Consider the following 12,891-nt stretch of genomic DNA (forward strand, 5'->3'; position numbering starts at 1 on the left):
CTACAGGAGCGGCCATGGAAAATCATGTCAATTGGCCGACGGCAATGGGCGCAAGGGTTCTGATCAATGACGGTTGGTATTAGCCGGTCACGAACACGGAGCACGTTTCGCCGCGGCCGGCGCGTATCACCAGATCCAGGCGTTCTGCAGCAAAGAAAAACAACAAGACCGCCTTGAAATCGAGGCAGCTTTCACCGATATTTTTGGTACTTCTTTTTCATCCGGGTGTTGTTTGCGAAAGGAGGACCCCATGTTCAATCCGGAAATGTTTTGGATGCTGCCGGTCTCACTCCGCCCAAGAGACGGAACCGAGCATATCTTCTCAACAGTCAACGACGCGCTCGATTTCCTGGAAGCCGACTGGTCTTTACGCCGCGGCAGGAAGCATAACCGCGCTGTCCAGGCCTGCCGTCGGGCCCTTAACCGAGTGACGCCTGTTGCGATCGCTAGAGAGGCGTTTATTGACGCTTGCCTTGAGGCAGGCATGACCGTCGATGTCATGGAACCAAAAGTCATTCGCTCCGGCTCCGGCGGGCAGCGGTCAATCGCTTAACAAGCGCTTTGGTTGGGGCACGATGTATGCCCCAATCAGCCTTCAGAATGCGCGACCACCTACACTGTGCGCCATAGTATCTCCGGTTGATGACCGGGGATACGAATCTTGTTGTGCGGTGTCATCTTCCAAAGGATTTCCAGTTCATGCCGTTGGCTGTCGGAGACTTTTCAAAGGGCCTTTGAAAGCCTGCATTTTTTCGTTCAGATTGTTGAAACCGCAGGAGACAAAAACCAACTCAATATCGCTGGTGGCTCTAAGCGCTAGCAAATGCTGGGGCGTTTGGCGCCCCCGTATCCATGTGGCTTAAAGGAGGATATGGCTATGGCAACATCTTATGACTACGCACCACTCTTCCGCTCGAGCGTAGGCTTCGATCGCGTATTCAATCTTCTCGAGAATGCGCAGCGTGCCCGCACCGTCAGCGACTGGCCACCCTACGATATCGTCAAAACGGGTGACGATACCTACCGCATCACGGTCGCCGTCGCCGGTTTCTCGCAGGATGATCTCAACCTCACATTTCAGTCGAACCTGCTGACGATTGCCGGCAACAAGGGTGAAGCTCAGGGCGAAGGCTATCTGCATCGTGGGATCGCGGGCCGTCCCTTCGAGCACCGCTTCGAGTTGGCGGACCACGTCAGGGTTTCCGGCGCCGATCTGACAAACGGGTTGCTGTCCATTGATCTGGTCCGGGAAATCCCCGAGGCAATGAAGGCGCGGAAAATCGACATCCAGACGAACGCAACTCTCGCAGAGACGCAGAACGCTACAAAGATCGGGAGCCGACCGGCCGCCTGAGATGATCAGTGCACGCGTGGGTGTCGCTGTCGGCGCCCCTTTTTTCCGCTCAACGATCGGGCTTATGAAAGGAGAGCACGATGAAACCCGATATGTTCGAAGCACCCGTAACCATTCTGACAGGCCTCGGTATCCCGACGGAAGTACGCTCGGTGATGCATGCCTACCAGCTTCTCATGGACTGGCCAGCTTCCCCTCATGATCCAGCCCGCGCATTCGCATTGAAAGCATGCCGAGCCGCACTGAGGGGCGAAATCGAGGCGGAGACCGCCCGAGGCGTTTTTGTTGCCTTCGCGGAAAAACATGATTTGATCGCCCCAACAGTCGACATCGCCGTCGCGGGGCGCAACACGCGCGGCAGCAACCAGCAAATTCTATAGCTCCGAGAACGTCTAAGCGTTGCAACAGCGGCGCTTGGATCAATGATACTGCAGGGCGTCGAGGATGCCCTGCAGCGTGATAACCTAAATGTCTGCCACGAGACACTTCGTTAGTGCAGATCGAACTCCCCATCGATCTGACGCCATTCGTTCGGGCCTATCAGCCGTCTGTGCGAATAGCGTATGGAATGGAGTGGGCCATCGAGCGTCTGCTGCCAGAAATTGAGAAACCTCCTCATCTCCGGAAACTCTGGCGCAACGTCATAGTGCTGCCAGACATAGGTCTGCAGCACGGATTCGAAATCGGGAATGCGGTAGAGAATATGTGCTGTGGTCAGGCCATATCCATGGAGTTGTTGCTCCAGGTCTGATGAAAACGTCATGCTCCATCTCCATCCAAAGAACCGGACAATGCTGCCAAAGGTGGACTCGCTGTGCAATCAAAAATCGGTTGCTCGGGCGAATTTCCGTTCCGGAACAGTCGCTTGGCAGCAAAGAAGTTTGACTGCTATTTTTTTGCCCGAGACCCTTGAAACCGGAATTCCGCAAAATTAAATCGATCGCCGCCGGATGCCTTATGGGTCCGGCACCCGTTCCGGATTGGTCTCCCGACCCGGAACGGGAACTATTGATCATCATCGTTTGTCCATGGAGGAAAACATGACGTTCCGACCGCTTCACGATCGCATTCTTGTGCGCCGCATCGAGTCCGAGGAAAAGACAAAAGGCGGCATCATCATCCCCGATACCGCCAAGGAAAAGCCGCAGGAAGGCGAGGTCATCGCCGTTGGTTCCGGCGTTCGAAACGAGGCTGGCCAGGTGCAGCCGCTCGATGTCAAGGCCGGCGACCGTATCCTGTTCGGCAAATGGTCCGGCACGGAGATCAAGATCAACGGCGAAGACCTGCTGATCATGAAGGAAAGCGATGTTCTCGGTGTCATCGAAGAAGAGGCGGCACAGAAGAAGGCCGCCTGATCGGCCGGCGCTACAACCCATCAGTCAAATCTAGCTGCCTATTGAAGGAGTGAACACATGGCTGCGAAAGACGTCAAATTCAATGTCGATGCCCGTGAACGCATGTTGCGTGGGGTCGATGTTCTGGCCAACGCCGTAAAGGTCACGCTCGGCCCAAAGGGCCGCAACGTCGTGATTGACAAATCATTTGGCTCCCCACGGATCACCAAGGACGGTGTCTCGGTTGCCAAAGAAATCGAGCTTGAAGACAAGTTCGAGAATATGGGCGCGCAGATGTTGCGCGAGGTCGCCTCGAAGACCAACGATCTTGCCGGTGATGGCACAACCACCGCAACCGTTCTCGCCCAGGCAATCGTCAAGGAGGGGGCAAAAGCTGTCGCATCCGGGCTGAACCCGATGGATCTGAAGCGTGGCATCGATCTTGCCGTCGACGCCGTCGTGAAGGAGTTGAAAGCCAACGCCCGCAAGATTTCGAACAATTCGGAGATCGCCCAGGTTGGAACTATCTCGGCAAACGGCGACGAGGAGATCGGCCGATATCTCGCCCAAGCGATGGAGAAGGTCGGCAATGAAGGGGTAATCACCGTCGAAGAAGCCAAGACGGCTGAAACCGAGCTTGAGGTGGTCGAAGGCATGCAGTTCGACCGCGGCTATCTCAGCCCCTATTTCGTGACCAATCAGGACAAGATGCGGGTCGAGCTTGAAGATCCCTATATCCTCATCCACGAAAAGAAGCTGTCCAACCTGCAGGCCATGCTGCCGGTTCTCGAAGCAGTGGTGCAGTCCGGCAAGCCGCTTGTGATTATCGCAGAAGACGTCGAAGGCGAGGCATTGGCAACCCTCGTCGTCAACAAGCTGCGCGGCGGCCTCAAGATCGCAGCGGTCAAGGCCCCCGGTTTCGGCGACCGGCGCAAGGCGATGCTGGAGGACATCGCCGTCCTCTCCGGCGGCACGGTCGTTTCCGAAGATGTCGGTATCAAGTTGGAAAACGTCACCCTCAATATGCTTGGTCGGGCGAAGAAGGTGGTGATCGAAAAGGAAAACACGACGATCATCGACGGCGTCGGTTCAAAGGCGGAAATCGACGGCCGCGTCGCCCAGATCCGAGCGCAGATCGACGAGACCAGTTCGGACTACGATCGCGAGAAGTTGCAGGAACGCCTAGCCAAGCTCGCCGGCGGCGTGGCCGTCATCCGGGTCGGTGGGTCGACGGAAATCGAAGTGAAGGAGAAGAAGGATCGCGTCGACGACGCATTGCACGCAACCCGTGCTGCCGTCGAGGAAGGCATCCTGCCTGGCGGCGGCGTGGCGCTGCTGCGCGCCACCAAGGCCCTCGACAATCTCGCGTTCGGCAACGACGACCAGCGTGTCGGGATCGAAATCGTCAGGCGCGCGGTGGAGGCCCCGGTTCGCCAAATCGCGGAGAACGCCGGCGCCGAGGGGTCCATCGTGGTCGGCAAACTTCGGGAAAAGTCTGATCTGCAGTTCGGCTGGAACGCGCAGACTGGAGAGTATGGCGATCTGTTCGCAATGGGGGTCATCGACCCGGCAAAGGTTGTAAGGACGGCTCTCCAGGACGCAGCCTCCGTGGCGGGTCTGCTGATTACCACGGAAGCCATGATTGCCGAAAAGCCCAAGCAGGAGAAGGCTTCTGCGCTTCCAGCCGGCGCGGGCATGGATTTCTGAGGCCCTGACGAAGAAGGGGTCCGCTTGCGAAGGCGGGCCCCCGAGGGTTAGCAAGACACGTCCTGTCGTCTGCCACCGTTACCCACGTGCTACCCATGACGCGTAAAGGCGGTCATCGTGATCTGCTAGGATCTTGTTGACATAGCATTCATTGAAAATTCCATCGGAAATGCTGACCCAGTGCCCTGCTGGCGCCCTTTGGCCCGAACGATACTTTCTTCGGTTGAAATGAACCGCCTCGCTTCGGGGGCTGGCGGAGCTGCGCGTGAACGGGATCTGACAGCGTTGCCGCCGGCGCTAGTACGCTCATTGTGGTATTCCCATCAGGATACAACGGTCAGGTGCCACTCAAGAGCCGGAAATCTCACTGCCCCGAAGGGTCCGGTACGGATGCACCGGGGCAGTGTTTCCCTCCATATGCCGCGACCGCTCAGCGCTGGACGTCGCGTCACGTAGCCTGTTTTGCCTCGAGCGTTCCGGCTTCGACCAAGGCCGAGACGATGACGCCGGCGACTAGGGCCCAGAAGGGCGCGCTGATGCCGAGAAGCGAGACGTTCGACATGGCGACTGCAAGTGCCACGAAAGCGCCGGTCTGGTTGCCGAGCGACTTGCCGAAGGCGTTCTGGAAGGCGGACAGCAGCACGCCGATCATGGCAAGGCCGGCGACGGTGCCGATGAGAGCCGACGGCAGGCTGAGCACGATCGGAACGGCGGCGCCGGCGAGGAGGCCGAAGGCGGCGAAGAGCACGCCGTTGACCACCGTCGCGGCATAGCGGCCCTCCTTGTTCTCGCCGGCCTGTTCGGACGAGCATATGGCTGTCATCGGGCCTGCGATATTGGCATTGTGGCCGCCGAGGAAGCCGGCCGCGACGCCGCCGATGCCGGAAATGATGGTCATCGCATTGACTGGCGGCCGATAGCCCTCGGCCATGAGCACGCCGGTCGCCTGCGCGTTCTCGGCACCGATCACGAGAAGGGCGAGCGGGATGGCGATCGCGAAAAAGGCATCGATGGAGAACACCGGTATCGTGAATTCAGGCGCGGCGAAGGCGATGTTTGCCGCAGCGCCTCCGACCGCACCGGTCGCGAGCGCCGCGATCAGGCCGGCGACGAGAGCGGCCAGCACCGGCGGGATGGTCCTGGTCAGCCGCATAGAGACGAAGAAGGCGAGGATCGCGGCGCCGGCTATCAGCGGTGCCGTGCCGAGCGCAGTCACGGCGCCTGTCGCAAAGCGGATCAAGGCGCCGGCGATCATCGCCATGACGATCGGCATCGGCAGCCAGCGCATCACCTTGCCGATGAGCCCGGTGACGCCGAGCAGCAGGACAAGCAGTCCCGCCAGGATGAAGGCGCCGACGGCTTCGTTGAACGGAATGGTCGCAAGCGAGCCGGCAACGAGGGCAGCACCCGGGATCGAGTAGGCGCCGTTGACCGGCTGCTTGTAATAGAGCGCAAGCAGCAGGCTGATGAGCCCGCCGAGCACGTAGATCGCAAAGAGCCAGGCGACGGTCTGCCCGTTGGTCAGATGGCCCGCCTCGGCCGCGCCGATGACGATGAGGGCTGGGCCGGAGCAGCCGAAGATGGCGGCGACGAGGCCGGCGCTCATCGTCTTGATGCCGAGGTGTTTCGGCAGGTCGCCCAGACCCGACGCAAGGCCGGGTCCCCGTTCGACAAGGCGTTTTTCCTGTGTCGTCTGCTGTGTCGTATCCATTCTCAATCCTCCCGAAGCGGATCCGAGGCCGCTCCCTCCTCGTGGAACTGGGGCCGGGTTCCCGCCCGGCCGATGGTTCAGCGGCCGACGAAGGCCGGTGCGCGCTTTTCGTGGAAGGCGAGCACACCTTCGCGGAAATCCTCCGATGTGCGAAGCCGGCTGTAGCAGTGGCCCTCGAGTTCGATGGCCGTCGACAGCAGCGCGTCGTCCGTGTCGTTCAGGAGCTTCTTCGCCGTGCGCTGGGCGAGCGGCGAGAAGCCGATCAGTTCCTCGACGAGCGCATCGACGGCCTTTTCAAGATCGGCATCCGCGACGATCTCCGAGGTGATGCCCCAGTCGTAGGCCTCCTGGCCGGTGATCCGCTTCGAACGCATCACGATGTTCTTGGTACGGGTGACGCCCACCATCTTCTGCAGGCGGGCCGAGCCGCCAGAGCCCGGGATCTGGCCGAGCTTCTGCTCGGGCAGGGCATAGCGCGTGGTATCCGTCGCGATGCGGAAGTCGCAGGCGAGCGACAGTTCGAAGCCGACGCCGAAGCAATAGCCGCGGTTGGCAGCGATCACCGGCTTGGAGCAGCGGGCCGGTGCCGCGATGTTCCAGGCGAGGTGCGAGACGTGCTCGGGGCTTGCCTCGAGGAAGCCCTTGATATTGCCGCCGGACGAGAAGTGCTCGCCCTTGCCGGCAACGACGATGATGCGCACGCGATCGTCCTCGTCGAGGACCTCGAAGGCGAGGCGCAACTGGTCGCGTGCCAGCATGGAGACGACGTTGTAGGGCGGACGGTCGAGCGTGATGTCGGCGCGCTGGCGGGCCGCATCGATCGTGACGGTGAAGCCGTCGAGTTCGGCGAGGCGCGGGTCCTGGAATGCGGCTTGTTCGGTCATGGATTTTCCTTTCGTTGGTCTGGCGGCGTTCTGGCCGCTTACTGATGTTCGGGAATGCGTTCCTCGGTGTACTCACCGGCCACCAGAAGGCGGCGCAGCAGCTTGCCGACAGGGGATTTCGGGATAGCCTCGACGAAGACGAAGCGGCGCGGCCGGCGGAAATTGGCAAGGCCGGAAGCGCGGCAATGGTGGTCGAGGTCCTCAGCCGTAACAGTGCCGCGCCGCTTGACGAAGGCGACGACGATCTTGCCCCAACGCTCGTCGGGCAGGCCTACGACGGCGACTTCGGCGACGCCCTCATGCAGCGAAAGACAGCTTTCCACCTCGACCGGCGAAACATTCTCGCCGCCGGTGATGATCATGTCGTCGGCCCGCCCGGTGACGAAGAGATCGCCGTCCTGGTCGGCGAAGCCGGTGTCGCCGGTGAAGTACCAGCCACCGTGAAGCGCCTTGGCATCCGCGTCGGGCCGGTTCCAGTAGCCCTCGAAGGCCTCGTCGCTCTTCATCAGCGCGATGATCTCGCCTTCCTCGCCGACAGCCGCTCGCTCGTCCGGGTTGCGGCTGCCCAGTTTGACGACACGGATCATCTGGTTGATGCCGGCGCGGCCGGCGGAGCCGGGCTTGCTCGCCGCCTTCTGCTCGATCGTGAAGGTGTAGATTTCCGACGAGCCGTAATGATTGACGAAGAGTTCGGGCTCGAAAGTCTGATCAAGTCTTTTCAAGAGCCCGTCGGTCATCGAAGCGCCGGCATAACCGAGCTTGCGGACGGAAGCGACGCGCTCGGGCGAAAAGGCCTCGTGATGCACGAGATCGTGGTAGAGCGTCGGCACCAGATAGAGGTTGGTGATCTTCTCCTCCTCGATCAGGTCGAGCGCCTTCGCCACGTCGAAACGCGGCAGGCAAACGAAGGTCCCGCCGATCAGCGAGGATGCAATCAGCGAACGCACGCCCATCGTGTGGTAGAGCGGCATGACGCCGAGCGTGCGCTCACCATGCCGGTAGAGGTTCTGTGCGACATGGGCGACGGCACCGGCGCGTTCGGCCCGATGCCGTCGAGGCACGCCCTTCGGCTTCGACGTCGTGCCTGATGTATAGAGCATAAGCGACCAGTCGGCAGCGTCCGCCCGGGGCACCGCACCGCGGGCGCTGCCATCCATGATGCCGGCGAGCGCATCGGCGGAGAATTGCGGCAGGTCGCGCGCGAGGCGCGACAGGCGCACGACCTCTTCCGTTGCTGCCTCGTAGAACACGGCCCTTGCGCCGGCGTCCGCGATGCCGAAGTCGATTTCGTCGGCCTTGGCCCGCCAGTTGAGCGGCGTGACGATCAGGCCGAGGAATTGGCAGGCCCAGTGCAGCGACGCGTTTTCCCAGCGGTTCTGCATGGCGGTGAGCACATGGTCGCCCCGCTTCAGGCCGGTCTCGTCGAGGGCTGCGGCAAGCGCCGAAACCTTGCCGTACCAGTCGCGATAGCTCAATCGCATCCCCCCGTCGACGATCGCGAGCCGGTCCGGGTCGCGCTCGACGCTTGCGAGGAAACTCGTTCCAAGATCAAACATTCGGTTTCTCCTCCTTCCGTTGTTCCTCCGCGGCGGCGAGCGCCGCCTCGACGATGGTCGCGTAGCCCGTGCACCGGCAGAGATGGCCGGAGAGGTGCTCGCGAATCTCTTCCCGGCCCGCGTCCGGCCGCTCGCGCAGAAGGGCGTCGAGCGACATCAGGATGCCGGGCGTGCAGAAGCCGCATTGCAGGCCGTGGTGGCGGCGAAAGGCCGCCTGAAGCGGGGAGAGCTCGGCCGGGTCGGGCGAAAGCGCTTCCACGGTCCGCACATCGCTGCCGCGCACTTGCTGGGCGAGTGTCAGGCAGGCGCGTGCCGGCTTTCCGTCGATCTGCACGGTGCAGGCCCCGCAGACGCCGTGCTCGCAGCCGACATGGGTGCCGGTCAGCCCGACCTCGTGGCGCAGCAGGTCCGAGAGCAGCATGCGGTTCTCGGCTTCCGCGCGGACCGTTCTGCCATTCAGGGTGAAGTCGACCGGATGCCTCCGGGCAGCGTTCATGCGCGGCATCGGCTTGCCTCCTTGAGGGTCTCGCGGCCAAGGCTGCGGACCAGTTCGCGCCGGTAGCGGGCGCTTGCGTGAATGTCGTCGCGGGCGTTCAGCGACCAGGCGATGTCGTTGATCGCATCGTCGAACTGATCGTCGTTAAGCGCCGGCAGCGGGAAGACGCGCGGCCGGTCGTCGACGCCGGCAATGCCGAGCCGCAAGCCCCTGTCGTCGGCGACGGCGGCGCAGGCGACGATGGCGAAATCGCCATGTCGGCGTCCGACCTCGCGGAAGGCATAACCGCTGCCGGGCCGGGCCTTCGGAAAATGCACGGCTTCGATCATCTCACCCTCGGCAAGGTCGGTGGCCATCATGCCGATGAAGAAGTCGTCCGCCTTGACCCGGCGCTTCTGCTTGCGGCTGCGCAGGCTGACCGTGCCGCCGAGCGTCACCAGGGACAGCGGCAGCTCCGCGCTCGGGTCGGCATGGGCGACCGAGCCGCAGACCGTGCCGCGAGCCCGCGTCTGCACATGGCCGAGCCAGGGGAAGGCGGCGGCCAGAAGCGGCAGGTCGCGCAAAAGGCTTGGCCAAGCTTCCAATTCCGCCTGCCGCACGCCCGCGCCGACAACGATCTCCTCGCCGGATGTCTCGATCCGGCGCAGTGCTTCAAGTCGCATGATGTCGACGAGCAGGGCAGGGCGGGCGAGCCGCATGTTGAGCATCGGCACCAACGACTGTCCGCCGGCGATCACGCGTGCTTCGCTGCCGCCCTCGGCGAGCGCGGCCAGCGCTTCCTCGAGCGTTTCCGGACAGAGGAAATCGAAGGATGCGGGTTTCAACGGCGCCTCCCGAAGAGGTTGAAAAGCCGCTGGATGAAGCCGGCGGCGGCGCTGGGAGGCGCGCCGCCGCCGGCATGACGGGCGAGCGCCTGGAAGAACTGGCCGATCACCACGCGCGCCGCGCCGTCGAGAAGGCGGCCGCCCACAGAGGCGACCTTGCCGCCGATCGCCGCCTCGTAGCGATAGTCGATGCGGGTGCCGGTGCTGGTTTCGGTCAGCGTGACGCGACCCGTGCCGCGGCCGGAGCCGAGCGCGCCTTCCGTGCCGCCGGAGAGCGTAACGGCTTCCGGCTCGACCATGTCGGACAGGCGGATGTCGGCGCGGTAGCGGCCCTTGACCGGCCCGATGCCGAGTGTGACCTCGGCGCGGAAATGCGTGTCGGAGACCTTCCGGACCTCGTGCGCACCGGGGATGATCGCCTTCAGCGTGTTGGGGTCGAGTAGCATCGCCCAGACCGAATCGCGGGTGGCGGTGACCTCAGCCGAGCCCGAACCGGTCAGCATCCGCTCACCCGAGGCGCCGGTGGCAACGGGGCTCGGATCTCGCGGCTTCGACGGCGGTCGCTCCTCGCCATAGAGCCATTCACTGACACGGCTCGGCGACAGTGGCAGCCGGATGTCCTCGACGCCGAGCGCATCGGCGACGGCGTTGGCGATGCAGACGGGCGTCGACATGCAATTGCCCTCGCCGACGCCCTTGGCGCCGAGCGGCGTGAAGGGCGAGGGCGTCTCGTGATGGAGGATCAGCGGCTCCGGCGTCTCCATGACGGTCGGGATCAGGTAGTCGGCGAGCGTTCCGGTCAGGAAGCTTCCGTCGCCGCCATAGGCAAACTCCTCGTAGAGCGCGGCGCCGACCGCCTGTGCGAAGCCGCCGCGCACCTGGCCGTCGACCATGCCGGGATGCAGGATGCGGCCGCAATCGTGCATCGTCACGTAGCGGTCGATACGCACCTGGCCGGTCTTCCGGTCGATTTCCACGCCGCAGAAGTCGAAGATGAAGCCGTGACAGAGCGACGAGTTGATGCCGTCCGCCGCTGTCGGCGCCTGAAGCTCGTCCGGCGTCCAGAAGACCGTCTCGCGGATCGTCTGGCCTGTACCCTCGGGCAGGGTGCCGGGTGCCCAGTGGCTGGCCGCCGCGACGCGCCCGAAGGTGACGGCGTTGTCTGGATTGTCGCGATCGAGGAGTTTGCCGGCCCTGAAGTCCACGCGGTCAGGCGTGATGTTGAGCTGGCGAGCGGCGATCGTTGCAAGTCGAGCCCGGATGCGGTCGGCCGCAAGTGCTGCAGCGCCCGCGACGGCGGGAGCGAAGCGGCTTGCATAATTGCCGGACGCGATCGACCAGGCGTCGCGCGCCGTGTCGAGTTCCGTGTTGACGCGCACCGTCTCCATGGCAAGCCCGAGCCGCTCGGCAACCACCTGCGCCAGGACGGTGCGGTGACCCTGGCCCTGTGGCACGGAGGCCACCTTGACGGTGACGGAACCGAGCGGATCGATGGCCACCGTCGCGACGGCCTGCGCGCCGTTCTTCGGCCCCGCCTTTGCCCGCTCCTCAGGCGTCAGCACGGTCGTGATGTAACCCATGTTGGAGACGCTCGGCTCGACCACCGCCGCATAGCCGATGCCATAGAGCCGCCCTTCGGCGCGCGCTGCGTCCCGCCGCTGCTGCAGCGCCTCGAGGCCGCCTTCTGCGCAGGCGCGATCGAGCGCTGTCTGGTAGTCGCCGGAATCGAGCAGGCCGCCGGTCGCGGTGCGATAGGGAAAGGCGTCGGCCGGCACGAGGTTGCGGCGAATGATATCGAGCCGGTCGAGGCCGAGTTCGTCGGCGATCTTGTGAATGAGCCGCTCGAGCGCGAAATAGATCTGCGGTCCTCCGAAGCCGCGGTTCAGCCCGGTCGGCGTCTTGTTGGTGAGCACGACGCGGTTTCGGATGGCGACGTTTTCGATCGCATAGGCGCCGGTCATGTTGCCGTGCATGCGGTAGAGCGTCGCCGGCTCCGGAGCGCGCAGATGGGCGCCGCAGTCTTCCAACTGATCCCAGCAAAGCGCGGTGATGCGGCCGTCGGCGGCAACGGCCGCCTCCAGCGTCGTGACGCGGTTTGTCGCCGAGACGGATGCCGTCAAGTGTTCGAGCCGGTCCTCGACCCATTTCACCGGCCGCCCGGAAACGCGGGCGGCGACGGCGGCGAGGATGACATAGGGAAACACGCCCTGCTTGATGCCGAAGGAGCCGCCGGAATCGGGCGGCGTGCGCAGCCGCATACGGTTGCCGGGCACGTTCAGCGCGCGGGAAATCACCGCATGAATCGAGAACGGACCCTGAAAATTCGCCGTGACGTCATAGGCGTCCTCGCCTGGATCGTATTCCGCGATGACGCCGTAGGTTTCGATCGGCGTGCAGGAATTGCGCGGATAGGCGATGCGGATGGAAACGCGGTGGGCGGCCGCCGCGAGCGCTGCTTCCGGGTCGCCATAGCGAAAGGCGCGCTCGTTGATAAGGTTGGTGCCAAGCGACGGATGCAGCACTGGTGCGTCCGCCGCTACCGCCTTCTCGGGATCGACGACGGCGGCCAGTGTCTCATAGTCGACCTCGATCAGGTCGAGCGCGTCTTCGGCGACATAGCGGTTTTCGGCGACGACAAGGGCAACGGGCTCCCCGACATAGCGCACCCGATCGCGGGCAATCGGCCAGCATTCGACATTGGCCTTGACTCCCACCGTCATGCTGCGGGTGAGCCTCGCCACGTCCGCGCCGGTCATGACGGCAAAGACGCCGGGCAGCGCGCGGGCGGCACTCGTATCGATCGCCCTGATCTCGGCATGGCCATGCGGCGAGCGCAGGATCGCCAGATGCGCGGTGTCGCGCCGGACGGGCAGGTCGTCGATGTAGCGGCCGCGGCCGGTCAGAAGTCCGGCATCCTCGACACGTTCGACGGTCCGGCCGATCAGGCCTCCCGTCGTTTCCAATCTCGTCATTCGCTCCTCCCGCACCCGTTGGTGAAGGGGTGCCGTGGAGCAAAGAGTGGAGA

General features: G+C 63.5%; 12 protein-coding genes. 5 read left to right on the plus strand and 7 right to left on the minus strand.

Going from position 1 to position 12,891, the window contains the following annotated elements:
- Positions 1–250 precede the first annotated feature (250 nt).
- The 3 genes from BLJAPNOD_RS20525 to BLJAPNOD_RS20535 all read left to right on the plus strand — a co-directional run bounded on the left by BLJAPNOD_RS20525 (position 251) and on the right by BLJAPNOD_RS20535 (position 1,734).
- The gene (locus tag BLJAPNOD_RS20525) at positions 251–553 is read left to right on the plus strand and encodes a DUF982 domain-containing protein (protein ID WP_115420973.1); all 303 of its coding nucleotides are present in this window, start codon (positions 251–253) and stop codon (positions 551–553) included.
- 324 nt (positions 554–877) lie between these two features.
- A complete protein-coding gene (locus BLJAPNOD_RS20530; RefSeq protein ID WP_077502776.1) occupies positions 878–1,354 on the plus strand; it encodes an Hsp20 family protein in 477 nt (158 codons plus the stop codon).
- A gap of 80 nt (positions 1,355–1,434) precedes the next feature.
- Complete coding sequence (locus tag BLJAPNOD_RS20535) at positions 1,435–1,734, plus strand: DUF982 domain-containing protein (protein ID WP_077502775.1); 300 nt, start codon at positions 1,435–1,437, stop codon at positions 1,732–1,734.
- Between the two features lie 110 nt (positions 1,735–1,844).
- Here BLJAPNOD_RS20535 and BLJAPNOD_RS20540 read toward each other — a convergent pair whose 3' ends face one another.
- Complete coding sequence (locus BLJAPNOD_RS20540) at positions 1,845–2,117, minus strand: aspartate-semialdehyde dehydrogenase (RefSeq protein WP_115420974.1); 273 nt, start codon at positions 2,115–2,117, stop codon at positions 1,845–1,847.
- Positions 2,118–2,394: 277 nt separating this feature from the next.
- On the opposite strand from BLJAPNOD_RS20540, the gene groES reads away from it, so the two are divergent.
- Both groES and groL read left to right on the plus strand, forming a co-directional pair.
- Positions 2,395–2,709 (plus strand): co-chaperone GroES, encoded by a 315-nt coding sequence (groES, locus tag BLJAPNOD_RS20545; protein WP_077502784.1) that lies wholly within the window; start codon positions 2,395–2,397, stop codon positions 2,707–2,709.
- A 57-nt stretch (positions 2,710–2,766) separates the two neighbouring features.
- Positions 2,767–4,395, plus strand: a complete 1,629-nt coding sequence (gene groL / locus BLJAPNOD_RS20550; RefSeq protein WP_115420975.1) for a chaperonin GroEL — start codon at positions 2,767–2,769, stop codon at positions 4,393–4,395.
- Between the two features lie 448 nt (positions 4,396–4,843).
- On the opposite strand, the gene BLJAPNOD_RS20555 is transcribed toward groL, so the two are convergent.
- From BLJAPNOD_RS20555 to BLJAPNOD_RS20580, 6 genes are all read right to left on the minus strand, one after another.
- Entirely contained in the window at positions 4,844–6,106 is a 1,263-nt protein-coding gene (locus BLJAPNOD_RS20555; protein WP_115420976.1) for a benzoate/H(+) symporter BenE family transporter, read from the minus strand.
- 77 nt (positions 6,107–6,183) lie between these two features.
- On the minus strand, positions 6,184–6,990 hold the full coding sequence (locus BLJAPNOD_RS20560) for an enoyl-CoA hydratase/isomerase family protein (RefSeq protein ID WP_077502771.1): 807 nt from the start codon (positions 6,988–6,990) through the stop codon (positions 6,184–6,186).
- A 38-nt stretch (positions 6,991–7,028) separates the two neighbouring features.
- A complete protein-coding gene (locus BLJAPNOD_RS20565) occupies positions 7,029–8,546 on the minus strand; it encodes an AMP-binding protein (protein ID WP_077502770.1) in 1,518 nt (505 codons plus the stop codon).
- Positions 8,539–9,051, minus strand: coding sequence for a (2Fe-2S)-binding protein (locus BLJAPNOD_RS20570; RefSeq protein WP_077502769.1), 513 nt, complete (start codon positions 9,049–9,051; stop codon positions 8,539–8,541). Before BLJAPNOD_RS20570 ends, BLJAPNOD_RS20565 begins: the two co-directional genes overlap by 8 nt.
- The gene (locus BLJAPNOD_RS20575) at positions 9,039–9,866 is read right to left on the minus strand and encodes an FAD binding domain-containing protein (RefSeq protein WP_115420977.1); all 828 of its coding nucleotides are present in this window, start codon (positions 9,864–9,866) and stop codon (positions 9,039–9,041) included. The genes BLJAPNOD_RS20570 and BLJAPNOD_RS20575 overlap by 13 nt, the downstream gene beginning before the upstream one ends.
- Positions 9,863–12,838: a molybdopterin cofactor-binding domain-containing protein gene (locus BLJAPNOD_RS20580; RefSeq protein ID WP_115420978.1), complete on the minus strand. Its 2,976-nt coding sequence runs from the start codon at positions 12,836–12,838 to the stop codon at positions 9,863–9,865. The genes BLJAPNOD_RS20575 and BLJAPNOD_RS20580 overlap by 4 nt, the downstream gene beginning before the upstream one ends.
- Positions 12,839–12,891: the final 53 nt, after the last annotated feature.

The organism is Ensifer sp. M14 (assembly GCF_003355565.1).
Taxonomy (GTDB): domain Bacteria; phylum Pseudomonadota; class Alphaproteobacteria; order Rhizobiales; family Rhizobiaceae; genus Ensifer.

Bases quoted from the DNA above. Each gene is read 5' to 3' on its own strand.
- BLJAPNOD_RS20525 (WP_115420973.1), top strand. From the start codon at position 251: ATGTTCAATCCGGAAATGTTTTGGATGCTGCCGGTCTCACTCCGCCCA.
- BLJAPNOD_RS20530 (WP_077502776.1), top strand. From the start codon at position 878: ATGGCAACATCTTATGACTACGCACCACTCTTCCGCTCGAGCGTAGGC.
- BLJAPNOD_RS20535 (WP_077502775.1), top strand. From the start codon at position 1,435: ATGAAACCCGATATGTTCGAAGCACCCGTAACCATTCTGACAGGCCTC.
- BLJAPNOD_RS20540 (WP_115420974.1), bottom strand. From the start codon at position 2,117: ATGACGTTTTCATCAGACCTGGAGCAACAACTCCATGGATATGGCCTG.
- groES (WP_077502784.1), top strand. From the start codon at position 2,395: ATGACGTTCCGACCGCTTCACGATCGCATTCTTGTGCGCCGCATCGAG.
- groL (WP_115420975.1), top strand. From the start codon at position 2,767: ATGGCTGCGAAAGACGTCAAATTCAATGTCGATGCCCGTGAACGCATG.
- BLJAPNOD_RS20555 (WP_115420976.1), bottom strand. From the start codon at position 6,106: ATGGATACGACACAGCAGACGACACAGGAAAAACGCCTTGTCGAACGG.
- BLJAPNOD_RS20560 (WP_077502771.1), bottom strand. From the start codon at position 6,990: ATGACCGAACAAGCCGCATTCCAGGACCCGCGCCTCGCCGAACTCGAC.
- BLJAPNOD_RS20565 (WP_077502770.1), bottom strand. From the start codon at position 8,546: ATGTTTGATCTTGGAACGAGTTTCCTCGCAAGCGTCGAGCGCGACCCG.
- BLJAPNOD_RS20570 (WP_077502769.1), bottom strand. From the start codon at position 9,051: ATGCCGCGCATGAACGCTGCCCGGAGGCATCCGGTCGACTTCACCCTG.
- BLJAPNOD_RS20580 (WP_115420978.1), bottom strand. From the start codon at position 12,838: ATGACGAGATTGGAAACGACGGGAGGCCTGATCGGCCGGACCGTCGAA.